Raw genomic sequence first — 21,330 nt, 5'->3', positions numbered from 1 at the left:
AAAACTACATAGGTATAAAGAACTTGATACTTAGGTTTTATAAATAAAGTAAATAGTGGTGTTTGCCAATACTATAGTTTTGCTTTAACATTTCAGCAATCAACATAGGTCCAAACTCATTAAAATATTGATACGGATTATACGTTCTTTCCTGGAAGCCCTCATTTGGATACAACTCATTTTGTAGCGTCGTAAATTTGCGTATAGTAGTCTCATGCTTATCGAGTACAGTTTGTTCAATTTTTTGCTGAAGGTAATCAAATTGTTTTGCATGATTTTCTTGATTCTTCACAAGGATTTTATCTAAAGTTAAATGTTGTTCCTCTAAATACGATGCAAGCTCACTGTACTTTTCTGCTAATAACTGCTCCATAGCCTGAATTTGGCGTTTAGCTTCAATATCTTGCACATCATGAATAAAACGCTCTTTCATTTCTAAGGCTTTGCCATTCCAAACATCTGTAACAGACAATTGATGTTCACGTAATAATTGTTCTACATGACGCGTCACAATCGTCATATGAAGGCGTGGAGCAAAAATAGGCATTTGTAGGTCTAGCACAGAAAATGCACTCTTTAATGTTGCCCAATAAGCTAATTCACCTGGACCACCGACGAATGCTAGTACAGGGAACGTCATTTCCTGCATTAATGGGCGAGACACTACATTATTACTCAAACGCTCTGGATATTTTTCAGCAATCTCTAATAGCTCTTCTCGAGTAAATTTAAGGTTTGCTGCTAAATTAATAAATAGATCATTTTTTCTTTCTAAAAGATGACGTTCTCCATCCTCTACATAGAATAAATTAGCTGCTTCTCGTGTGGCCAAAATAGGTTTTCCGTAGCCCGTTCGCTCTAGTTGCTCTTCCTTTTCTGTTACGACTCTAGCAATTTCTTCACTATGCTGAATGATATGCGTAAAATTGGTACTTTCATATTGACGGAAATTATAATCCGCTGCATCAATTAACAGTAACCCTTCATCTTTAAATAATTGGTTCATTAACCGCGCAAAGAAATCAGTAAATGTCTCACTTTCGTTCAGCACATCTACTAATTGTTTAATAAGCGCCTCTGTATACTCTGTTTCCCCAATATCCCTAACAACGGTATGGATGAATTGTGTCATTGACTCTTTATTGAGCATTGTTGCAGAAGCCATTGTTTTACGTCTAGAGCGCTCACTGTATGCACGTTTTTTTAATAGCTCACCATGCACCGTATAGGTATGATTAATTTCTTCCAAATCATGATCTTCTCCAGCTATCCAAAAAACAGGTACCACAGATCTTTGAAGCTTCACACTTTGCTCTTTTGCTAACACAATCACTGAAATCGCTTTATGAACGGAGTAAAGAGGGCCAGTTAAGATACCTGCTTGTTGGCCACCAATTATGACCATAGCTCCCTGTTCTAATTGTTGTAAATGCTCATTCGCTTTTTGTGATAGCCCTAGCGGCTCCATAAATTGACGGATGATGGCTGTCAGCTCTTTTTGATCTCTGGCATGTTGTGCTAAATGCTTCGCTCTTTTCTCAAAAGCCTGATCATTAAATTCGTATTCAAAAAACTGATGAATGGCAGTATTTGGCGACCAGTAATCGGCTAGCACATTATTTTTTATAGGTACTTGGATAGACTCCAGTTTCATTTAACATAAGCTCCTCTACTCACTCAATCATTAATTTACTTATAACGAGAAATTGATTCCTCACATATTATGCACATGATGCAGTAAATGTTTTAGCCCATATTGCATTTCTCCCACCATATATATAGCACTGTGCAATATTACTGAACTATTCTTCTAGCTCTGGGCTTTATGGCCTTTAATCAGTTTCCCATCCATAAAGAATGATTTTTTATATCTACTTTATAATGCTATTATTTTAACCCTTATAGCTCCAACTTGAAAAGAAAATGCTTAGACAACCCGAAAATAGTCTACAAGGGACTGAATGACACCAATTATACAAATAACAGCATACGCGGTGCTCAATAATAAAAATAAAAAACGCCAAATTTTCTTTAATAAAGGCTTCACTTCTATTTCTTTTTTTGTCCGCCAATCAATATATGTAAAAATCATAGCCATCATTATTGCAAGTATGACTAAAAGTCCCCCTACATTTATTTGCCATAGTACCCCAATGCCTAAGGGTACCGAAAAGAACAAACAGAAGGTTGTCACATCAGAGGCTGCACCAAATGCATGCGTGCCCCGTATTTTAACTTTCCTACTAATTAGATAGACTATAATAAAAAGAACAATTGGACAAAAAATAACGATACTAACAATTATATGTAAAATGTCTTTCAACTTTGTTCACCGCTCTCCTCTATCGCAAGTACTTGGAGATATAAGGTACGCAAAGTAGGCAAATGATGACCATTTGTTAAGGCTTTATTCAGTATGGCACCAACAATTGTTTCAATCTCACTTCTTCTTCCCTGCATACGATCTGCAAGCATAGAAGAGGTATTTTCGGCTGTTTGCCTACATAAGTCTACCACGTCTCCAAAAGATATAGTGCGCTCAATGCCTTCGAACGCCATTGTTAACTCCTCATATAAATTTTTCATAAGTACATACGCATGTGTATTCGTCACTAGTTCCCCGTTCTTTATTTGTAATACACAAGTTAATGGATTGATTAAGCTATTGAATATAGCTTTTTCAAATAGCATCTTCTCCGCATTATCGACCAGTTCAACAGGAAACAATGGGTTTTGTAACTGTAACAACTTAAAAAAAACATGTTGTTCCCCTCGTTCAATAGCTATTTTACATGGACCAATTCCTCTATGTTGAACCGTTGTTTGATTCAGCAATTGTGCGCCAAAAGATACAGAGCAAAACGCGATATTTTTTTGAGGTAAATTTAGTGCCTCCTCAAAATGAGCTAAGCCATTTTGCAAAAAGAGCAAAGGTATTTCATTTGATAGTGACGCTAATTGGTCGTAGAGATTCTGTAAATGAACATATTTAACAGCAATGACCATTAAATCTTGAGGTGGTAAAGAAGTTAAATTTGTTGTAGAAACAATTTTTTGTACAGTTTTAGTTCCATCAACATTCAATCGCGTTAATTGATTGATAGTTAGCTCTTCTACCTGCTCCTGTTTTCTGGCAACCAATGACACTGACATTCCCGACTCTGCTAAAAAGCTTGCTGTTAATTGACCAACCGCACCAGCACCAATAACTGCTACCTTCATCATTTCATTTTACATCCTTTCCTCACTACTTTATAAAGCTATAAGAATAAGGTGCCTCAGAATAAATTCTAAGGCACCCCTAAGCAGGTTCTTCTATTATACAAGATTGGCTGATTATTGACGATATACTGAAAGGGTTTTATCTCTAGGAAAGATAAATATTGTATAATCTTCCGAAGCTACTGTAAATTTAATCTTTCATTAATGAATAACCTTGTTGCAGCCACTTCACTAATTTCTCATGTTCATTTTGCAACTCGCGATGTTTCATTTCAAGGGTTTGATAGGCATCTGTTAATTCGTCAAAACTTGTCAATGCCAATTTCAAGTGGCTTCGCATAGATTGTTGTGGTTGATTTCTTACAGCTAATAATGACTGACTATATTGACCACGTAATGTTTTATTCCAACGGAAGCCACATGCCTGCTTTGTACGGCCCAATTCCACAGCCGCCATTTCAAAAGCCTCCAACTGCGTTTTGCCATTTTGCACATTATGCAAGACAATTTCTGCTAGTCTTTCATCGTCTTCCTTTGTCCATTGATCTTTTCTTTTTTTCAATTCCATAATCTATCACCCTCGCATTTTTTACTACTATATGCAGTAGCGAGCAAAATAGAATCATTGCATGAAAAAAGACAGTGATGATGTTTTACTTTCATCACTGCCTTTATACATCACTTTTTATTCTTCTTAGTTAAGAAATTATTAACAGCCAGATGATGCGCTTCGCTTTCCCACAATTTTGCACAAGTACGAACTTCCTCCATCACCCGCTCATACATATTTCGTTCGCGCCATTTACGAAGTTCGATTTCCTTATAAGCTTTATGAACAGACGGATGTATTTTTCGCATATGTTCAATAAAATCATTTAACGCCTCTTCTTTTGAGCCTTCAAAAACTCGCATTGCCCACCCTATTTCATAGAGCAAATGTGCAGGATATGGCTTTGCATCTACAAGCATTTTTAACGCACGATCATGACGTAACCCTCTTTCAAAAAGATATGTACCACCACCCCAGCCACTCGTAATGGCTAAGGTCCCTTGAATAAAACCGCACTTGGCATGTTCTGCCACTAAACGGAAATCACAAGCCGTGGCAATCTCACAACCGCCACCAACTGCAGTACCATTTATAAGCGCTATCGTCGGAACCGGGAGCGTCGCAAGGTCATATAATATGTTCCCCATTTTACTTAACATACCAAATGCCTCATCCTCCGTCTCCAGAGAATGAAACTCAGATAGATCTCCCCCAGAGCAAAATGATTTTTCTCCAGCACCCGTCACTACTAAAAAACGTACATCCTCATGTTTACGAATATACATAATGACTTCCTGAAGACCATTCATAACCTCATCATTGACAGCATTACGCTTCTCTTCTCGATTAATCGTAAAAGTCATAACACCATCACGATTGTCAATCGTATAACTCACATCACTACCCCCTTTGTCTCCATGAAATAATTGTATCATACAATTATTTCACTATTATATTAAACTTCACAAACGACGCAATATTCCGTTTTTAATCCATCAAAAAAAGGCTAGTAAAGAGCCATGGTCTCTCTACTAGCCTTTTAAGTGAGCAAACACTGTATTATTTGCTTACTACTTCTTTACCTTTGTATTGTCCGCAAGCTTTGCAAACACGGTGTGATAATTTAGCCTCACCACAGTTAGGGCAAGTTACCATACCAGGTACAGATAATTTGAAATGCGTACGACGCTTTCTTTTTGCAGTTTTAGAAGTTCTTCTAAATGGTACAGCCATTGATGGCACCTCCTTACAGATCGTCTATTCGTCTGTTTGATCAAAATACTTAGCTAAAGCAGCTAGTCTTGGATCCACTTTTTGTTCGTCAGCTTTTTTGTGTAGCTCTACGTCTTCGTCTGTTGCATAAGACCAGCTTTTACCGCCTTGCACTTGTCCTTCAGTATTTTCCTTGAACACTTGCATAGGCACCTCGAGTAACACTAGTTCCTCAAGAACTGGTTTCATGTCGATGACTTCACCGTCAATATAGTGAATGTCTCCGTCATCGTCTCCTCGTTGATCTTCGTCAATCCAGCTAAAAATTTCAACTGTCTCAACATTGATAGGAAACTCAACATCCTCCCACGTGCGAGCACATGGTAGTGTTAACGTCGCTTTCACAGTTAACTGACATGTCATTTGCGATGCACCAAAAGTACATAGCCCTTTTACATGAACGGGCGAAATTGCTCGAATATCCTGGTTTCGCTCCATCACTTCGTCCAATTGGACAAAGGCATCGATTGGCATCCCGTTTTGGCGGTATTTAGATAATTGATGAATTGACCATTTCATTCGTTTAATCACCTCGAGACAACAATGTTGATTATATAATGTGTAAAAATAGATGTCAAGATAATTTCTTGTCACTACTTTAAAACCTACTTATAATTATATACTATAAGAAGTATATTTGCTCCTAACAGCTTACCATAAAAACATAAATGACCAGGAGGGAAAGCATGAAAGCAGTTGGAATTGTTGTTGAATATAATCCTTTTCACAACGGACATGCCTATCATTTGACACAGGCAAAAAAAGTAGCGAAAGCAGATATTGTCATCGCTGTTATGAGTGGAACATTTTTACAACGTGGTGAACCAGCTATGGTTGATAAATGGACACGTACAAAAATGGCACTCGCAGGTGGTGTAGATATTGTCATTGAGCTACCTTATGTCTATAGTACAGCTCCTGCTACTGATTTCGCAAAGGGGGCGATTTCAATATTAACTGCCGTTGGCTGTGACTCATTTGCTTTTGGTAGTGAGGATGGCTCTATCCAACCATTCTTGAACACTTATGATTTGATTGACAATAACCGTACAGAATATGACGCACTCATAAAAGACAGCCTTAAAACGGGGGCTAGCTACCCTAAAAGCCTATATTACGCCTATGAACAGCTTACTCAGAAGTTCCCAGCCCCATACATTGATCTTGCACAACCCAATAATATTCTTGGCTTTCATTATCTAGAGGCGGCGAGAACGCTGGACAGTAACATCAAGCCGCTAACCATTCCCCGTATCGCAGCAGGTTATCATGATGCACTTAAACAGGACTCATCCATTGCAAGCGCCACTGGAATACGTAAAGCCCTAGCATCTACAAGTTCTTTACAAAGTGTGCAAAAGGTTGTCCCTGAGACATCTTTTGATTATTTGACAGACTGGCATAGACACTATAAAAAATTTGCCAGTTGGGAATCATTTTGGCCACTATTACAGTTCACTATCATGAGACACACGCCTTCAGAGCTCACTCGTTATGCAGAAGTAACTGAAGGAATTGAGAACGCTATTATGAAAGCTGCAAAAAATAGCTCATCCTTTAATAGCTTTATGGAAAAAATAAAATCTAAACGTTATACATGGACACGAATACAACGTATGATCACTCATATTTATACAGGGTTTACAAAGGAGCAGCTACAGAGCTTTGAAGCCCCATCATTTATCCGTTTACTTGGCATGAGCGCAAAGGGTCAAGCTTATTTAGGAAAGCGCAAAAAAGATATTGAATTACCTTTAATAAGTCGTGTTGCAGCTGCAAATGATGCTATGTTGGCCATCGATATTCATGCTGCAGAGCTATACAATTTAAGTATAGAACAAGGCGTTACAGCGCAGAGTCTCCCTAAAGATTATCAAACACCCCCAATTCGTAATTAAAGTCATAAAAAGAGATGCTAGATAGTCTAGCATCCCTTTATCGTCTTTATTTTGGTTGCAGCTGCTTTAAATATTTTATGGCATCATCTACATTTTTCACAGGTACAATTTTCATCTTTGTCCCAATCTCCTTCGCTGTTTTTACAGCAGTTGTATAATTCGACTCTAAATCTGGATATTTTGCCTTCATTTCTGTAGAAATTTCATCATCGGGGGCAAAAAAGATTTCCATACCATCACGATCAGCCGCTATGACCTTATAGTCAATCCCCCCAATTCGACCAACAGATCCATCCACTAGCATTTCTCCTGTACCTGCAATGGCATAACCTTTCGTTAAATCCTCATCCAGAAGTTGGTCTAATATTTCAAGTGTAAACATCAATCCTGCAGATGGACCACCAATATCCTCTGTTTTCATTGTTACTTGTGGATTGGTTTCAATTGATTTGCTTTCTGTATAAGAAATCCCTAAACCCGCTCTATGTTCTTGCGCATTTGGAATTTCCTTCAATGTAACCGTTGCCTTTTGCTGTTCTTCTTGTCGTATAAATTGAATCGTTACTTGATCCCCAAGCTGTTTAGGCTGTAAAAGCTCTACAAGCATTTGCTGATTAGTTATTTTGTGACCATCCACTTCAATTATTTCATCACCAGCTTTTAAGATGCCGTCTGAAGCACCACCATCTAATACATTTAAGATAAAAACACCGTTAAAATGAATTTTTGTCTCTAATCCAGCTCTTTGGAAAGCTACATATTTTGCATTAAATTGTGAATCTGACATTAATTTCAACTGTCGAACATTATATTCCTCATCATCCTCTAATGGATTTCGGACTTGTTCAATATCCATGAGTTTTTGATATTTTTGAGTTTTAGCCCATAAATATGAAAACGGTGTGGCTTGCTGCATGGCAACCGTCATGAGACTCATAGACCCTAAACTATCTGGCTCCTTGCTATCGACTGTAACAAATTTACTGACATCATAGGCACTACCAGGTTTCATAATATACGCGTCTAGTCGGTATAACATCATAGAACAAATCACGACTATTACCACCGCATAAATGCCAATTTTTTTCTTCACTTGAATACACCTCCTAGGACGCTTGCAAAACCATACGTTCATGTTTTTGCCTTTCTCACATATATTAATTTTAGCATTTGCCTATGTGAATGACAAAAAGTTGAAACGAGATGATAACATGTTTGCTACAATTCAAATAGCGCTCTGCGTAATTCTAATTCTCTTACTCTTGTTATTCCCACAAACCGCTCATAGTGGTACTGATTTAGGCTTATCTCTTTTCATGGAGGCGTTATTTCCGTATTTACTACCCTATTTGGTATTAACACAATGGCTTTTGCGTTTAACAGCGCCTATGCGTACGAAAACAAAGAGAGCTTCCTTATACGTACAAGCCTATATTATTAGCGCACTTGGGGGCTATCCAACTGGAGCAACCACTATTGTTTATTTAAAAAACAGCGGTCAGTTACATCCTAAAGAAGCAAATTTTCTACTAGCTGTTTGTCATGCACCAAGTCCATTATTCGTGTTAGGTTTTGTAAGTCTTGATTTACTACACAGTAATACGTTTGGATGGTTATTTTTATGTTTACTACATACGTTTAATATTTGTTGCTTAGTAACTGGTTACTTTTTATACCGCAAAACGGATTCACCTACCATATCTGTTCACAACACTACACTTTATACGGCTCCCTTTTCAGAAAGTATTAAAGAAACTGCCCCAACAATTTTGCTAGTGGGCACAACTATTATCTTTTTCACAACCATCCAGACTATTGTGCAACAGGGCTTAGATCAATTAATACCAAAGCTGCCTTATACAATTGAACTTTCCTTAGCAGCTATTCTAGAAGTGACAAATGGTCTTAAAATGACTGTCACTGCCTTCCCAGATTTTCCATATACTACTTTACTAGTCGTCATTTTGTTAACGATGCAAAGTATAAGTATTCATTTACAAATTTTTGTGATTGCTAAATCCGCCAAACTTTCTGTGAGACCTTATCTAAAATTCCGCCTCCTTAGCATAATCATTGTACCAACTATTTATGCTCTATTTTTTCTGAAATAATTAGTTTTCACAGATAAAAAAGAGGATGTTCAGCGTATATTACCGACATCCTCTTCAACCACTATTGGGAAAAACCATATTTTTCTTTTAAAGCTTGTACAACACAATCTGGAACTAGCTCATTTACATCACTTCCATATTTCGCAACCTCTTTTACAATACTGGAACTTAGGAATGAGTATTGATTCTTCGTCATAATGAAAAATGTTTCGATGGTTTCATCAAGAAAACGGTTCATAGAAGTAATTTGCATTTCATATTCAAAATCTGAAACTGCTCGTAAGCCACGTACAATGGCCTTGGCTTTTTTTTCTTTAGCATAGTCTATGAGAAGACCTGAAGAACTTTCTATCCGAACATTAGGTAACGCTTTTGTTACTTCAGCCATTAAAGCCATACGCTCCTCTACAGAAAACAACGGATTTTTTGCTGAATTGTTTAATACGGCGACATAGACGATATCGAACACATCGGCTGCACGTTTAATAATATCTAAATGGCCAAATGTCACAGGGTCAAAACTTCCAGGAACTACAGCAATTTTCTCTGACAACTTATTCTCCCTCTTCCTCTGTACAGCGATAAACAGAAATAATTGTTCCGCCATATGTTTCTTGTCTTTTTAAAACAAACTCACCAAAACTTTGAGGCAATGTTACTTCTTTTGCATGTTCACATAAAATAATACCATTTTGTTGAATTTTTTCATTATCAACGAGTAATTGTACTAAGTCATAGTATTCCTTTTGATGATAAGGTGGATCTAAAAAAACTAATGAAAACGTAATATCACGCTTTAATAGCGCTTTCACAGCACGCTTTGCATCAATGCGAAACAGCTCAGTATGCTCTTCGTAACGGCATTTTTTTATATTTTCTTGCAGCACCTGAAAGGCTTTTGCATCTTTTTCAATAAAAATAGCACGCTCTACACCACGACTTAGCGATTCAATACCTAAACCGCCGCTTCCTGCAAACAAATCAAGTGCAGTACCTCCATCAAAAAAAGGACCAATAATATTAAAAATCGATTCCTTCACTTTATCAGTTGTAGGCCTCGTCGTATTCCCAGCTATCGCCTTTAGCGGCATTCCTTTACGCTCTCCTGCTACAACTCTCATATAAGCTATCACCGTACTTTCATCCATATAAATTATTTTTGCAGCGAAAGGAAAGCCCTCCGCTGCAAAATTTATTGTTGCTCTTGTGTTAATACTTGAATACGTTCCTCTTTCTTTTGTAATTCAACTAAGAATAAACGTTGTAACCAAGCTTCTTCCACATAATATTGATTAGCAATTTTAATAATTGGCTCTGAAATTGTTGAATATCTTCGCTGATTGAATACATAAAATCCAGGTTCTTTAGGGAATCGGAATGTGCGATGCTCGCTATTTACATAATAGCCGTTCTTTCCTTCTCCGACTGTATAACCAAGATAAGGTAATAACGTATCTGCCGTATATAACGCTTGTCCTTCATATAGAATAACATGAACGTCTTCCTTCAACACATCATTCACATATACATCTCGAGAATCCTCAAATAATAACGGATATGTTCCGTTTTTCTGTGCTGCATTTAACGTAAAGTATGATGTCTTAGCATCTAACACTTGCGATAAATACTCATCCATAGTGTTTGGAGAAATAGGGTCATCTCCAAGTTTTTTCAACTTATCTTGCCAACTCTGCTGTTGACTATCTGTCATATAATCATTCAATGTCTTCACAATTTTCTTTGCTTTGTCTCCACCAATTGAATCATTCACTAAATAGGATGCCACAACTTCTAGCAACCATTCTGGGGAGTCCACAAATGTATATTGCGATTTTATTTGGGACAAAATGACTTCCTGTTCAACAGCTTGAGCTGTAAGTGTTGGTAAAAATAACAACCTTTCATCATGAACCGGGACAGGACTTTTCTCTTGAATAATCGCGATATGTTCATCATTTAAAAACTGTAAACTCTCTAAAGATTTTAGGAAATCATTCGGAACAGCCTGTTGTGCATAGATTGATAATATAGGCGTTTGTTCTTGTACTTTGAGTTTTCCTGCTTGCCAATAAAGATCATGAACAGTTCCGTTGCCTCTAAACATCGTATAGTTAACAAGTGATAGCTGTTGTTGACCTACTAATGGCAAACCTGTAATCCATTGTCCATTAATTTTACTATCTGTAGAAATATGAACAATTGAATAGGACGCTTCACCATTAATTAGTGTAGCAAAAACGTCTTGAAGGAGCATCTTATTTTTCAAGCCACCCTCAATCGGAATTATGTATGACACAGATTGTGATTTTGTCTCCCCTTTTGCAAAATAAGAGACCTCATCTGATAATCGATCACAGCTTTTTTCATTCTCGATAAAGCAACTAGGATTTGTTGCCTTTTCAGGCCATTTTATTTTCACCTTTTGATTTGGCAAATTTTTAAAATGTTGGCGAATATCTAAGCTATTTTCACGATAAACAATCTCAATTTCCTGCGAGTAATGAAAATCCCCTATGCCGGTTTCTAAATCAGATGAGTATGCATGATACTGGAAAAATAACGTTCCTGAAATAATAAGTACTAAAATAGAAAAAAAGCTTAATGCAAATTTCATGTGCTTGACCTCCCGCAGCATGATACTATGAGTATTGGAAAGGATGTGCAATTATTATGCCACAACAATTTATAGAATTAGGAGAAGGCTATGGTGATGTATACGAGCTACTTGAAATTATTAAAACCAATCAGGAACGCTTTCATCAGGCCTTTATACTAACATCTACAAAAGAAGATAAAAAGGTAATCTCCTTAGCCGTTGCCTTCAAACCAGTGGGTGAAAGTAAATTCATGCCAATATATATTTGTCGCGAAGGCATCCCTTATCATGATGAACAACCAACTAAGCGACAAAAAATGTTTGAAGCACAAATAGAACAACTAGACCGAAAAGCAGTTGTTGTAGAAATAAAGCACTCATCTATATTTTCGGAATCAAAACTATTTTATCAATACTTAATCGGCATATTAAGACTAAATAACTATATACCAGCATTAGCCTAATATTATAGACCTACTTTATAGTCATATTCCTTGGCTTTATCTGGCTTTGCATTTTCGTATTCAGTTTTCACAAATGGACGGTAAGATTCCACAACGTCTTTCACAAATGGAAGGCGTTGTAGTTTTGTTGTCAACATTTCAATGTCCTCACGATCACAATACAGCACTACATATTTTTGTCTTCTAGAAATATAAAGAACATGACCATATTTCCGAAGAGACTTCGCATGTTTTAATTGATGGACGTAAACGATTAGCCCTTGTCGTTCGTTCATAATGGATTCCCTCATTTCTTACCTAAAAGCATACCATAGACCAGAAAATGATAGCAACAGAGTTTAGCTGACAGAACACTCGATTTTCCGTTATAATGGAAAAGCATACTACGTTAGCATCGTAGAAATTCGAATCAGTTGTTTTAAATAGCTTACATGATTATTTTTTCCATGGAATGTATATTTTACTGAAGGATGAGATGTTTATGCCTCATTCTTTCATCACGGATGAAGGTAGAAGTCGACATGAAAAAATCATCATTCCCTTAACTACTTACTAGTTTTTTATAAAGCTCTTGGACGAACGTTGGGAGCTAGTCATTGAAACAATGAATTCACCATTACTTTAGAAAAAAATTGTTAAGGAGGACGAATATGGGGAAGAAAACTAAAATAGCAATTGCAATCGCAGCTGCAAGTGCGGCAGCTTGGGCGGGTAGTAAAGCTATTTCTAAACCACAGCAACGTGAAGGTAAACAAGCATTACAGTTTGATCGCACAATCATTCTTGCACACCGAGGCGGAGCTCATTTAGCACCCGAACATACTATGATCGCCTTTGACAAAGCAGCTCAGCTAGGCGTTGATGGATTTGAAATAGACGTACGATTAACAAAAGACGAAGAAATTATTGTTTTCCACGATGATACAGTTGAACGAACAACAGATGGCTACGGTCTTATAGCTGATATGACATTGGCAGAAATCAATGCCTTAAACCACGGCTATCAATTTGAAGATTTGGATGGAGCCTTCCCTTATCGTGAGGATAAATTACAAGTAGTAACATTACGTGAGCTACTTGAGACGTACCCACATATGTTAATCAATATCGATATTAAAGATGCCCCTGAAACTTATGAAGGAAGTCTAATGCCTTCTAAGCTCTGGCGTTTAATTGAAGAACTTGGCGCAGAGGATCGTGTTGTTGTAACAAGTTTTTATGGTGAGCAAATAGATCGTTTTAACTTATATGCTCAAAATCAGGTGGCGCTTGGTGCAGGTGAATCAGATGTAAGAAAAGCATTTGCTTCCTTCTCCAGTCAATTCGGACATTTATATCATCCAAAAGTAGATGTGTTCCAAATTCCTCCTAAATCAGGGGTTATCGCTTTAGATTCTCCAAAATTTATTCAGTTTTTAAATAATCTCAACATTCCAGTTCACTATTGGACAATCAATGACATAGAGACGATGAAAAAATTAATTACTAACGGCGCTAAAGGGATTATTACGGATCGTCCTGATATAGCCGTAGAATTATTGCAAACTCAAGAGTCTTAACAAGGAATTATCCTATGGAAAGCTAATGTTTTAAATAAACGCCTTCCTTCTTACTATTGATAAAAGCCATCGAGATACACGATGGCTTTTGTTATATTAAGTAATGTCTTTCATTGATAGACTGATTCTTCATGTTGTAATACCGCATCCGTTCAGTAGCCCTCTTAAGAAATATGGTCTGGCACTAATTGCGGCATGCCCACTGCCCATAAGAAAATTTGGTCATATGACTCTAAATCTCTATCCCATTTTCAGGTTTCATATTAGTCCTCTCTAAGTGATAATGCCCCTGGAAAGATGTCCACTCGTATTGAAAGCGACCATCTAATAGATCCCCCTTATTAAGTGCATGTGCATCTATAACTGCTGGTACTACCTCTTTTCATATACCATCTTCTGGTACGACTGCAATCCTATGTTTTTCATGTATATTGCCTCCTGCCATAATTGTATAGAAAAAGACTGTAAACAAACTCAGTTTTACTTCGAGTTGTGTACAGTCTAGTAGAGATGTGTTTTAACACATCTTCATTTACGCTGAGCATGAGCATGAACCGCCCGAGCTACATCCTCCTCCGCAAGATGAACCAGATGCAAAGAATGGATTGCTTACAGGAACTTTTACCGCTTCAGAGACTGTTTTCCCTACAAGTAGGCTAATCTCATCAAGCAAGTCCTGAAAATCGTTTTCAGCAATTTTTAAGGCAGAAACCTTTTCATTTAAGTCAAGCGCCCTCTTCTGTTGGCGAATCGACTTCATAATTGTATGGTAGTCCGGATGATATTTTCCGAAACGTTGTACATCTTCGTACTGTTCTTTCATGCGATTAAACGCGTAAATAGCTTCTACAATTTGTGTATCACTATAAACGGCATCATACGCTTGTCGGAGCGCCATCGCAGGTTCTGAGGAAAGAATCATCTCACAAAGCGCTTCCGCCTCATCTAAAATGAATACCCAGTCAGAGGTCATCATCATTTTTAATTCCCCCAATCTCTTTCCCATCATAACAGATTTTATGGTAATTTTACATTAATGAGATTATTAATGAAAGAGGTTTTTCCAATTGATGACAACATCCAAAGAAAAAATCGATCTATTATTAGGGGCAATTTTACAAGATAGTACGGAGGAAGATGAAGAAGTTCTTTTACATCTTTTAACCGGGCTCCGAGAAAAACAACAAGGCATTCATCGTCGCTTTATTAACGCTGCCTTACACATGGTTGGCAAGTTTGAGCCTGAAGTCAGTGAGGTTCGTATTCCCATTACACCAGTTATTCATAACACGATAAAGGTGCCACACGGCGGCATTATTGCGACTATAGCCGATGCGGCAATGGGTGGACTTGCTTCCCGTTCTGTACCAGAAGGATTTAATGTAGTAACTACAAATATGAATGTCACGTATATTGCCACAACAACGAATAAAGAATTAATTGCGCGTGGTCGTTTTGTTCATAAAGGGCGGCAAACACTTGTAATGGAATGCGATATTGAAGATGAGACAGGGCGCAAGCTAGCCATTGCTACGGGATCATTCTTTGTTATTCAGCGTCGGTAAGTAAACCTGTAAAATAGTCTTTGATACACTGTTGATCGGAAAAAGGGAATTTTTGATTTTTAATTTGCTGTGTTTGTTCATGCCCTTTTCCGGCAACAAGGACAATGTCCCCTTTTTTTGCCTTCGCTAACGCTTGATGGATTGCCACTTTACGGTCTAAATAAATTTCATAGTATTGTTGCTCTGTAAAACCAGCAATAATACTTTCATTAATTATGATTGGATCTTCATCTCGAGGATTATCTGTTGTTAAATAGATAACGTCTGCATATTTGCTTGCTACAGCGCCCATAGCAAAGCGTTTCGCTTTATCTCGATTTCCTCCACAACTAAAGACAAGATAAATCGTTTTCGAACGATCGAAGGTTTGTAACACCGCTTGGAGCGCTTCAGCAGTATGAGCATAATCTACATAAACATCAATTCCAACTGGGTTATCGATCTTCTCGAGCCTACCTTCTGGAAGCTTTAAGGACCACATATGTTCGATTATATCATCTATTGGAATTCCTAAGCGCCATACTGCCATCAATGCTGCAACCGTATTTTGCACATGATACTTCCCTACAAATGGGATTTCTACAATATGCTCACTCGCAGATGTTTGTAAGCAAAGCACTGTTTTGCCAACTGTTTCACTGACAATTTGGATATGTAAATCATTGTGATTATCAAAGCCAAATGAGCAGGATTTTTTCTTATCATAAATTCCAACAGAACGGCAAAAGTTATCATCGCCGTTTAATACTAACTTTTTAGATAAGTCAGCTAATCTTTTTTTCGCACGTTTATAGGCTTCTAATCCCCCATGATCTTCTAAATGATCTTCTGATAAGTTTAAAAACACTCCACAATCAATATCACAATGATCAAGTCTATGTTGCTGTAATCCCATTGAAGATGCTTCTAACACTACATGTGAGACACCTTTGCGTACACATTGTTTTAATATCGGATGTAATTCTTTAGCCTGCAATGTGGTAAGCTGCTCATAAGATGTTTGTTGCTTTTCGCCATCAAGATAAAACCCAATCGTTCCTATAACCGCTGCTTTTTTATGTAGAGCGTTTAAAAGTTGACTGACAAAGTGACTCACTGTGGTCTTCCCATTTGTCCCCGTTATTGCAATAACACTTAATGCTTCTGCCGGAAAAGCCGCTAGCTTTGCACTTGCATACGATAGAAATAAGGCTGTATTAGGAACCCATACAAAAGGAATTTCTTTATCAATAATGGGTAAAGAAATACTTTCCTCCGAGACAATTGCGGCTGCTCCACGGGCCAATGCTTCTTTGACAAAACGACTTCCTGAAGTTTTTTTGCCTTTTCGTACAATAAAAATGTCGCCAGGTTGTACGGCCTGTGCATAATCCTCTACGCCTGTAATTTCTGTTCGAATCGAACCTCCCGTCACGCTACATGGCCAGTCTTTCAATAACTCTGCTAATTGCAAGCCTCTTCCCCCTTTCAGTTCTCTATCATATGACGGCCTTTGTAACGGTGTGACGAAAAATGTTGAAGCCAATCGGAGCACTAACAAGCACAAAAAAATGAAGACAAGTCCATTCAGCGAAGGCTTGTCTTCATGTAAATTTATTATTTTATGGTGATTGGTCCTTATTCTCTTCCTCTACAGGTTCCTCACTTTCAGTGTCTTCATTATTTGACTCCTCATGATCCACCTTCTGTGAAGCAGGTTCTAGATAAATTTGTGTATAATAATCAACGAAAACGCCTGAACCAACTTGTGAATATTTATCATTTAGAAGAACTTTTCGATGTTCTGGTGAATTTGTCCAGCCATGCATTGCCTCAATCGCATCAAAATAGGCAGTTGCTAGATTTTCATTAGCATCGCTATAGTCAATGTTCTGTGCTTGTAACCTCTTTTTAAGATCTCCATAAGTGGGGGATTCATGTGATAAAAAATTTTGTACCTTCATATCTTCGCTATGCATTCTCGCTGTATTTTCCAATGATTCATTCATTTCTACAGGCAGCAACCCATGATGCTTTCTCGTTACATTTAGTAAATCATCGAGCTGTTTGGCATTCGCCCTATCAATTTCTTGCTGTAAAAATGAAGAAGGCGGTGTACGTCTAACAAGCTCTCCTTGATAACTCATTTCATATGGCTGGTGAAGGACAAGTGTTTCACTATCGGTATATCGGATCCCCTGTAACTCACTTGTTTCTCGGTCAATATAAAGCTGAGCATAGAGTCCATCAAATTTGACCAGTAATCTTGTTTGCATATCTTCTTCATTCATCGAGAATATGTAAATATTATCACCAACATTGGCGGCTACCTCATAATCAATAATCGTCATGCGATAAATTTCATCGCGTTTTTGTCCTACTTTAAAAGGGAAAGCATTGATATCTTGCCCTGCTATGTAAACTTGCGTAACAACGTTATTTTCAACGCCAATCATAAAAAAGGTAGAAATATCTTTATTATAGACCCACCATTCATACCCAAACGAGGAGGGTTCCTTTCTTCCTGGTACCCCATATTGTTCCAAAACAGTTTGTGTGCCTTTCCCTATTAATGTTGAAATACCCGTTTGTGGACGTGTCATTGCTCCTATATCAGGCTGTTTTAGTTCTGTTTGAGGGATTATATTAGAATTGGTATTCGGGCCTTCTAGTGGTTCATTTTCCTTAGGGGTATTAAAAAACATAAAGCCGATTAATGCTATCGCACCACAAATCATTAATATGCGGAATAAAGCTTTCATATAGGACTCCTTTCATCACCATTATTGTAAGTTATTATATCAATTGTAATTGGGTTGACACAATGTTGTCATTGCAACAATGTCGAATATGCTCTATTATAAAAATGAGCGTATACTTTGTACGAGAACCTAAAGGAGGATTATACATGTATTTTGAAAATACTAACCTTGAAAATTTAACAGCTGATCAAGAGCTACTTGTCAGCATTATGAAAAAACATGGTTTAGAATGTGATGGCGGTTGGGATTATGAACGTATGACATTCGATAAACGTTTCGATACTCGTGAAGGTCGCTATTACCTACGCGTTTTCGCATATGCCATTTCTGGTGATGTTGGTGCTCACGATGCCATCCTTACTTTAATGAAGCCAGCACTTGGTAAGTACTATTATCCACATGGTGTTGAATATGGGGATGATGAAGTTTACCCAGCACACCTAGTGAAAAAATGTGAAGAAATCTTAAAAAAGGTTAAATTAGAATTAGATCAATTCTCAATCGAGCCTACAAATAAAAATAACTTTGAACCTGTTAACGCACGCTAATCTTTATTAACTGAAAAAGTGATAGCAAGTATCGCATTAAATAGCTTCATTGTTACGAAAAGACTGGTAGCCCAGTCTTTTTTATTTTGAGTAAAAATTTGATTTCTTCTCATACTACCTATATCTATAAGAAGATGTAGGTGAGAAAATTGTTGTCCTTTTTTAATCGTCCTTTTTTTCGTCATCCCATAATCGTTATCGCAATTGGGGTCTTTCTTCTCTGGTTCATTTCAATATCATTGCCGATCTTACTTGCCTACTTAACCGCCTTACTTTTAGAACCTATTATAGTTCGGATGAGCAAACGTTTTCGAAAAAAGCGTAAAATAGTGGTCTCGATCTTTTTTATATTTTTTCTAAGTATATCTTTATTATTATGTACGCTTATTATTTATATAAGCTGGAAACAATTTTCATCTTTTATAATTCATATTCCAGATTATCTGAATCAACTTTCTGCACTATGGATTCAAATGCAATCTAAATTGAGTAACCACACCTACCATTTACCTGTAGAGCTAGTTTCACAAATTCAATATATGATTGCAAGAGCTTTAGTTTCCACTGAAAATTTTGCACTCTCTTTAACAAACATCGATGTCTGGTCAGCCTTATTAACGTATATCCCTACACGATTATTTGATATTTTTGTCTATTGGATCGTCTTATATATGTTACTTTTGGAATTGCCAACCATCAATCAAAAAATATTAATGCCCATCCCTTTCCATTACCATCAGAAAATTGTATTTATTGGGCAACGAGTAAAACTAGCCTTATTTGGATTTTTGAAAGCACAATTGCTAGTAGGATTAGGCATTTTTGCTTTAGCTATCGCTGCCTTTTATTTTCTTAAAACGCCATTCCCTCTATTGTTAGCATTGCTGCTTGTCGTCTTGGACTTTATTCCTTTTCTAGACTCCTTTATTTTATTAGTCCCTTGGGCAATCTATCAAGTTTTTGCTGGCGACTATCTTTATGCCGTTGTATTAATTGTATTAACAGTAGGTCAATTTTTAGTTCGTCGTATGATTGAGCCTAAAATAATAGGTGATAAAATTGGACTTTCTTCTCTTTCAACTTTTATTGCCATGTTTATTGGATTCAAAATTTTTGGATTTTTGGGTATTTTAATTGGTCCATTACTTTTTGTAGTGGTACTCTCATTACTTCAGCCAACGACAAAAAACCTCCCACCTATAGAAAAATGAGGTGGGAGATTTTTATTATAAGCCTAAAATAGCTTTAATAACGGATGTTGTTTCGCCTGGTTCAAATAAAACATACAATAATAAATAAACAAGGACACCTGTTATAGCGACGAAGAACCAAATAATACTTGTAATTGGTCCGATACGACGGTGTAATTTTAGGTTTGTTTTAAGACCTGAAATAATACTAACTATCCCAAACACGGCACCAGATGTTGCTAAAATAATATGGAATATCAAGAAGAACGTATAATATGGTTTTAAATGTTCTCCACCACCAAAGGCAGTATTTCCAATAAACACCGTACGTGAAGCATAAATAATAAAGAAGATAAGAGCAGCAACACCTGCAGCAAGCATTACCTTTTTATGCCCTTCTACATTTCTTTTTATAATTAAGCCCCATCCTATTGCTACTAGTACGGCACTAATGACGATAAACGATGTACTAATAGTAGGCAAAATTTGCAATTCCATTATCAAAACCCCTTATACAAAGTAAATTTCTATTTTATAATTAATGTTGCTGTTGACTTTCCCACTTTTTTTGATGGGCTGCTAATGCATCAGCTGTAATTTTATCTGGATCCTTTTGTTCAGCACGATACCATTTTGTAAAGATGGCACCAAGTAATACACCAAAAATAAGCTCTTGTATGATTTTCATTAGTACGCCACCTAACTGCTGGTCAGCAACAGGTTTCATGTCTGTAAATAACTCAGGTCCTGATAATGATAGCCCCGATAACGTAGAAGCTGGAACACAGAGCTCCATTGCCTTTAACCAAGCTTCACCATTCGTATACGTTTCATACATGGCATTAGGCGCAAATATGATTAATCCGCAGGCAGGAGTAATTAAAACGGCATTTGCAATAATATAGCCTAATTTATGCAAGGGCTTCATTTGAGCTCTACCAGGGATATTTTGAATTAAAGGCCAGTACATAAATACAGCAGATAGGAATAAGACAAATGTATAGGTACCATGTAGCGTTTCATTTAATTTAATATAATCTAATACATCTGGTAAATGATAGAAGGAAAATAGACCAATAAACACAAACACGGCAACAACTGGTAGTGTTAATACTTTAAATATAGTTCTAACAACAGGTGCTTCAATGGCAACCTTCCAAACCCACCAAGGTATTCCTTTAATTAAGAAAATCGGTACTAGTAATAATAAAATAGCCATTTGAACCATATGCATTGTAAACATAATATGAGCCATTAAATCAACTGGAGATCCTTTAATGATATAAATGGTAATCATGGCTAATACGAAATAGATTGCTTGTCCCTTTTTTAAAGGTTCACTTTCTTTAAAATCCTGACGCCACTTTACTGTGACTAAAAAATAGATGATTGTTATAAAGACAAGAACCCCTATTAAATATGGGCTCCATAATGCTTGGAAACCAAATATACTAAGTGGCATATAGAACGCACTCCTTTAAACTTCAGTACTCCTATTATAAAACGCTTACAGCTATACTGCAATGAACGAAAGGTGAACAAATGTTAAGATTGCCAGTGTTTGCTTCTTTTTGCAACTATCACTAAAATTTAAAATAAAAAAAGCACGTTCGT

Annotated in this window: 24 protein-coding genes; 7 read left to right on the top strand and 17 right to left on the bottom strand. The window is 37.0% G+C overall.

Features of this window, described 5'->3' with window-relative positions:
* Window positions 1-37 precede the first annotated feature (37 nt).
* The 7 genes from bshC to A2J09_RS00775 form a co-directional block, all read right to left on the bottom strand.
* Window positions 38-1,654, bottom strand: a complete 1,617-nt coding sequence (gene bshC / locus A2J09_RS00805) for a bacillithiol biosynthesis cysteine-adding enzyme BshC (protein WP_012293150.1) — start codon at window positions 1,652-1,654, stop codon at window positions 38-40.
* A gap of 273 nt (window positions 1,655-1,927) precedes the next feature.
* Window positions 1,928-2,323, bottom strand: a complete 396-nt coding sequence (locus A2J09_RS00800) for a DUF3397 domain-containing protein (RefSeq protein ID WP_031418914.1) — start codon at window positions 2,321-2,323, stop codon at window positions 1,928-1,930.
* Window positions 2,320-3,225 (bottom strand): ketopantoate reductase family protein, encoded by a 906-nt coding sequence (locus A2J09_RS00795; protein WP_012293148.1) that lies wholly within the window; start codon window positions 3,223-3,225, stop codon window positions 2,320-2,322. Before A2J09_RS00795 ends, A2J09_RS00800 begins: the two co-directional genes overlap by 4 nt.
* A gap of 187 nt (window positions 3,226-3,412) precedes the next feature.
* Window positions 3,413-3,790 (bottom strand): transcriptional regulator, encoded by a 378-nt coding sequence (locus tag A2J09_RS00790; RefSeq protein WP_012293147.1) that lies wholly within the window; start codon window positions 3,788-3,790, stop codon window positions 3,413-3,415.
* A gap of 110 nt (window positions 3,791-3,900) precedes the next feature.
* Window positions 3,901-4,668 carry an enoyl-CoA hydratase/isomerase family protein gene (locus A2J09_RS00785; protein WP_031418911.1) on the bottom strand — a complete coding sequence of 256 codons (768 nt, stop codon included), beginning with the start codon at window positions 4,666-4,668 and terminating at the stop codon, window positions 3,901-3,903.
* Window positions 4,669-4,831: 163 nt separating this feature from the next.
* Window positions 4,832-5,005: a 50S ribosomal protein L32 gene (rpmF, locus tag A2J09_RS00780; protein ID WP_004224819.1), complete on the bottom strand. Its 174-nt coding sequence runs from the start codon at window positions 5,003-5,005 to the stop codon at window positions 4,832-4,834.
* A gap of 24 nt (window positions 5,006-5,029) precedes the next feature.
* Window positions 5,030-5,563 (bottom strand): YceD family protein, encoded by a 534-nt coding sequence (locus A2J09_RS00775; RefSeq protein ID WP_031418910.1) that lies wholly within the window; start codon window positions 5,561-5,563, stop codon window positions 5,030-5,032.
* Window positions 5,564-5,730: 167 nt separating this feature from the next.
* On the opposite strand from A2J09_RS00775, the gene A2J09_RS00770 reads away from it, so the two are divergent.
* Window positions 5,731-6,942, top strand: coding sequence for a nucleotidyltransferase (locus A2J09_RS00770; protein WP_012293144.1), 1,212 nt, complete (start codon window positions 5,731-5,733; stop codon window positions 6,940-6,942).
* A gap of 46 nt (window positions 6,943-6,988) precedes the next feature.
* Here the strand turns inward: A2J09_RS00770 and A2J09_RS00765 are convergent, their stop codons facing one another.
* Window positions 6,989-8,035, bottom strand: a complete 1,047-nt coding sequence (locus tag A2J09_RS00765) for a SepM family pheromone-processing serine protease (protein WP_031418908.1) — start codon at window positions 8,033-8,035, stop codon at window positions 6,989-6,991.
* A 118-nt stretch (window positions 8,036-8,153) separates the two neighbouring features.
* Between A2J09_RS00765 and A2J09_RS00760 the strand changes: the two genes are divergently transcribed.
* A complete protein-coding gene (locus tag A2J09_RS00760; RefSeq protein WP_230584349.1) occupies window positions 8,154-9,053 on the top strand; it encodes a hypothetical protein in 900 nt (299 codons plus the stop codon).
* A 61-nt stretch (window positions 9,054-9,114) separates the two neighbouring features.
* On the opposite strand, the gene coaD is transcribed toward A2J09_RS00760, so the two are convergent.
* The 3 genes from coaD to A2J09_RS00745 all read right to left on the bottom strand — a co-directional run bounded on the left by coaD (window position 9,115) and on the right by A2J09_RS00745 (window position 11,667).
* Window positions 9,115-9,606 (bottom strand): pantetheine-phosphate adenylyltransferase, encoded by a 492-nt coding sequence (gene coaD, locus A2J09_RS00755; protein ID WP_012293141.1) that lies wholly within the window; start codon window positions 9,604-9,606, stop codon window positions 9,115-9,117.
* A 1-nt stretch (window position 9,607) separates the two neighbouring features.
* Window positions 9,608-10,174, bottom strand: a complete 567-nt coding sequence (gene rsmD / locus A2J09_RS00750) for a 16S rRNA (guanine(966)-N(2))-methyltransferase RsmD (protein ID WP_036162598.1) — start codon at window positions 10,172-10,174, stop codon at window positions 9,608-9,610.
* A gap of 71 nt (window positions 10,175-10,245) precedes the next feature.
* Window positions 10,246-11,667 (bottom strand): hypothetical protein, encoded by a 1,422-nt coding sequence (locus A2J09_RS00745; protein WP_012293139.1) that lies wholly within the window; start codon window positions 11,665-11,667, stop codon window positions 10,246-10,248.
* Between the two features lie 56 nt (window positions 11,668-11,723).
* On the opposite strand from A2J09_RS00745, the gene A2J09_RS00740 reads away from it, so the two are divergent.
* The gene (locus A2J09_RS00740; RefSeq protein ID WP_012293138.1) at window positions 11,724-12,113 is read left to right on the top strand and encodes a DUF7147 family protein; all 390 of its coding nucleotides are present in this window, start codon (window positions 11,724-11,726) and stop codon (window positions 12,111-12,113) included.
* 2 nt (window positions 12,114-12,115) lie between these two features.
* On the opposite strand, the gene A2J09_RS00735 is transcribed toward A2J09_RS00740, so the two are convergent.
* The gene (locus A2J09_RS00735) at window positions 12,116-12,388 is read right to left on the bottom strand and encodes a YlbG family protein (RefSeq protein ID WP_031418902.1); all 273 of its coding nucleotides are present in this window, start codon (window positions 12,386-12,388) and stop codon (window positions 12,116-12,118) included.
* 375 nt (window positions 12,389-12,763) lie between these two features.
* On the opposite strand from A2J09_RS00735, the gene A2J09_RS00730 reads away from it, so the two are divergent.
* The gene (locus A2J09_RS00730; RefSeq protein WP_012293136.1) at window positions 12,764-13,672 is read left to right on the top strand and encodes a glycerophosphodiester phosphodiesterase family protein; all 909 of its coding nucleotides are present in this window, start codon (window positions 12,764-12,766) and stop codon (window positions 13,670-13,672) included.
* A 532-nt stretch (window positions 13,673-14,204) separates the two neighbouring features.
* Here A2J09_RS00730 and A2J09_RS00725 read toward each other — a convergent pair.
* Entirely contained in the window at window positions 14,205-14,651 is a 447-nt protein-coding gene (locus A2J09_RS00725) for a YlbF/YmcA family competence regulator (RefSeq protein WP_036160933.1), read from the bottom strand.
* Between the two features lie 91 nt (window positions 14,652-14,742).
* Here A2J09_RS00725 and A2J09_RS00720 point away from each other — a divergent pair, with 91 nt between their 5' ends.
* Window positions 14,743-15,237, top strand: a complete 495-nt coding sequence (locus A2J09_RS00720; protein ID WP_012293134.1) for a PaaI family thioesterase — start codon at window positions 14,743-14,745, stop codon at window positions 15,235-15,237.
* Here A2J09_RS00720 and A2J09_RS00715 read toward each other — a convergent pair.
* A complete protein-coding gene (locus tag A2J09_RS00715) occupies window positions 15,221-16,690 on the bottom strand; it encodes a UDP-N-acetylmuramoyl-L-alanyl-D-glutamate--2,6-diaminopimelate ligase (protein WP_031418899.1) in 1,470 nt (489 codons plus the stop codon). The two genes, A2J09_RS00720 and A2J09_RS00715, sit on opposite strands and share 17 nt — an antisense overlap.
* A 148-nt stretch (window positions 16,691-16,838) precedes the next feature.
* A complete protein-coding gene (locus tag A2J09_RS00710; RefSeq protein WP_012293132.1) occupies window positions 16,839-17,978 on the bottom strand; it encodes a CAP domain-containing protein in 1,140 nt (379 codons plus the stop codon).
* Between the two features lie 146 nt (window positions 17,979-18,124).
* Here A2J09_RS00710 and A2J09_RS00705 point away from each other — a divergent pair, with 146 nt between their 5' ends.
* Both A2J09_RS00705 and ytvI read left to right on the top strand, forming a co-directional pair.
* A complete protein-coding gene (locus A2J09_RS00705; protein ID WP_012293131.1) occupies window positions 18,125-18,526 on the top strand; it encodes a YugN family protein in 402 nt (133 codons plus the stop codon).
* A gap of 140 nt (window positions 18,527-18,666) precedes the next feature.
* Window positions 18,667-19,737 (top strand): sporulation integral membrane protein YtvI, encoded by a 1,071-nt coding sequence (gene ytvI, locus A2J09_RS00695; protein ID WP_230584348.1) that lies wholly within the window; start codon window positions 18,667-18,669, stop codon window positions 19,735-19,737.
* A gap of 15 nt (window positions 19,738-19,752) precedes the next feature.
* Here the strand turns inward: ytvI and A2J09_RS00690 are convergent, their stop codons facing one another.
* Both A2J09_RS00690 and ctaG read right to left on the bottom strand, forming a co-directional pair.
* The gene (locus A2J09_RS00690; protein WP_012293129.1) at window positions 19,753-20,214 is read right to left on the bottom strand and encodes a DUF420 domain-containing protein; all 462 of its coding nucleotides are present in this window, start codon (window positions 20,212-20,214) and stop codon (window positions 19,753-19,755) included.
* A gap of 40 nt (window positions 20,215-20,254) precedes the next feature.
* The gene (gene ctaG, locus A2J09_RS00685; RefSeq protein ID WP_012293128.1) at window positions 20,255-21,178 is read right to left on the bottom strand and encodes a cytochrome c oxidase assembly factor CtaG; all 924 of its coding nucleotides are present in this window, start codon (window positions 21,176-21,178) and stop codon (window positions 20,255-20,257) included.
* Between the last annotated feature and the right edge of the window lie 152 nt (window positions 21,179-21,330).

Source organism: Lysinibacillus sphaericus (assembly GCF_001629735.1).
Lineage (GTDB): Bacteria > Bacillota > Bacilli > Bacillales_A > Planococcaceae > Lysinibacillus > Lysinibacillus pinottii.
Note: the sequence above shows the minus strand (reverse complement) of the source record. Positions and strands in the feature narration are given on the sequence as shown.

Bases quoted from the DNA above. Each gene is read 5' to 3' on its own strand.
- A2J09_RS00770 (WP_012293144.1), top strand. From the start codon at position 5,731: ATGAAAGCAGTTGGAATTGTTGTTGAATATAATCCTTTTCACAACGGA.
- bshC (WP_012293150.1), bottom strand. From the start codon at position 1,654: ATGAAACTGGAGTCTATCCAAGTACCTATAAAAAATAATGTGCTAGCC.
- A2J09_RS00730 (WP_012293136.1), top strand. From the start codon at position 12,764: ATGGGGAAGAAAACTAAAATAGCAATTGCAATCGCAGCTGCAAGTGCG.
- A2J09_RS00745 (WP_012293139.1), bottom strand. From the start codon at position 11,667: ATGAAATTTGCATTAAGCTTTTTTTCTATTTTAGTACTTATTATTTCA.
- ctaG (WP_012293128.1), bottom strand. From the start codon at position 21,178: ATGCCACTTAGTATATTTGGTTTCCAAGCATTATGGAGCCCATATTTA.
- A2J09_RS00725 (WP_036160933.1), bottom strand. From the start codon at position 14,651: ATGATGATGACCTCTGACTGGGTATTCATTTTAGATGAGGCGGAAGCG.
- rpmF (WP_004224819.1), bottom strand. From the start codon at position 5,005: ATGGCTGTACCATTTAGAAGAACTTCTAAAACTGCAAAAAGAAAGCGT.
- A2J09_RS00740 (WP_012293138.1), top strand. From the start codon at position 11,724: ATGCCACAACAATTTATAGAATTAGGAGAAGGCTATGGTGATGTATAC.
- rsmD (WP_036162598.1), bottom strand. From the start codon at position 10,174: ATGAGAGTTGTAGCAGGAGAGCGTAAAGGAATGCCGCTAAAGGCGATA.
- A2J09_RS00790 (WP_012293147.1), bottom strand. From the start codon at position 3,790: ATGGAATTGAAAAAAAGAAAAGATCAATGGACAAAGGAAGACGATGAA.
- A2J09_RS00795 (WP_012293148.1), bottom strand. From the start codon at position 3,225: ATGATGAAGGTAGCAGTTATTGGTGCTGGTGCGGTTGGTCAATTAACA.
- A2J09_RS00775 (WP_031418910.1), bottom strand. From the start codon at position 5,563: ATGAAATGGTCAATTCATCAATTATCTAAATACCGCCAAAACGGGATG.
- A2J09_RS00735 (WP_031418902.1), bottom strand. From the start codon at position 12,388: ATGAACGAACGACAAGGGCTAATCGTTTACGTCCATCAATTAAAACAT.
- A2J09_RS00720 (WP_012293134.1), top strand. From the start codon at position 14,743: ATGACAACATCCAAAGAAAAAATCGATCTATTATTAGGGGCAATTTTA.
- A2J09_RS00690 (WP_012293129.1), bottom strand. From the start codon at position 20,214: ATGGAATTGCAAATTTTGCCTACTATTAGTACATCGTTTATCGTCATT.
- A2J09_RS00710 (WP_012293132.1), bottom strand. From the start codon at position 17,978: ATGAAAGCTTTATTCCGCATATTAATGATTTGTGGTGCGATAGCATTA.
- A2J09_RS00705 (WP_012293131.1), top strand. From the start codon at position 18,125: ATGTATTTTGAAAATACTAACCTTGAAAATTTAACAGCTGATCAAGAG.
- A2J09_RS00760 (WP_230584349.1), top strand. From the start codon at position 8,154: ATGTTTGCTACAATTCAAATAGCGCTCTGCGTAATTCTAATTCTCTTA.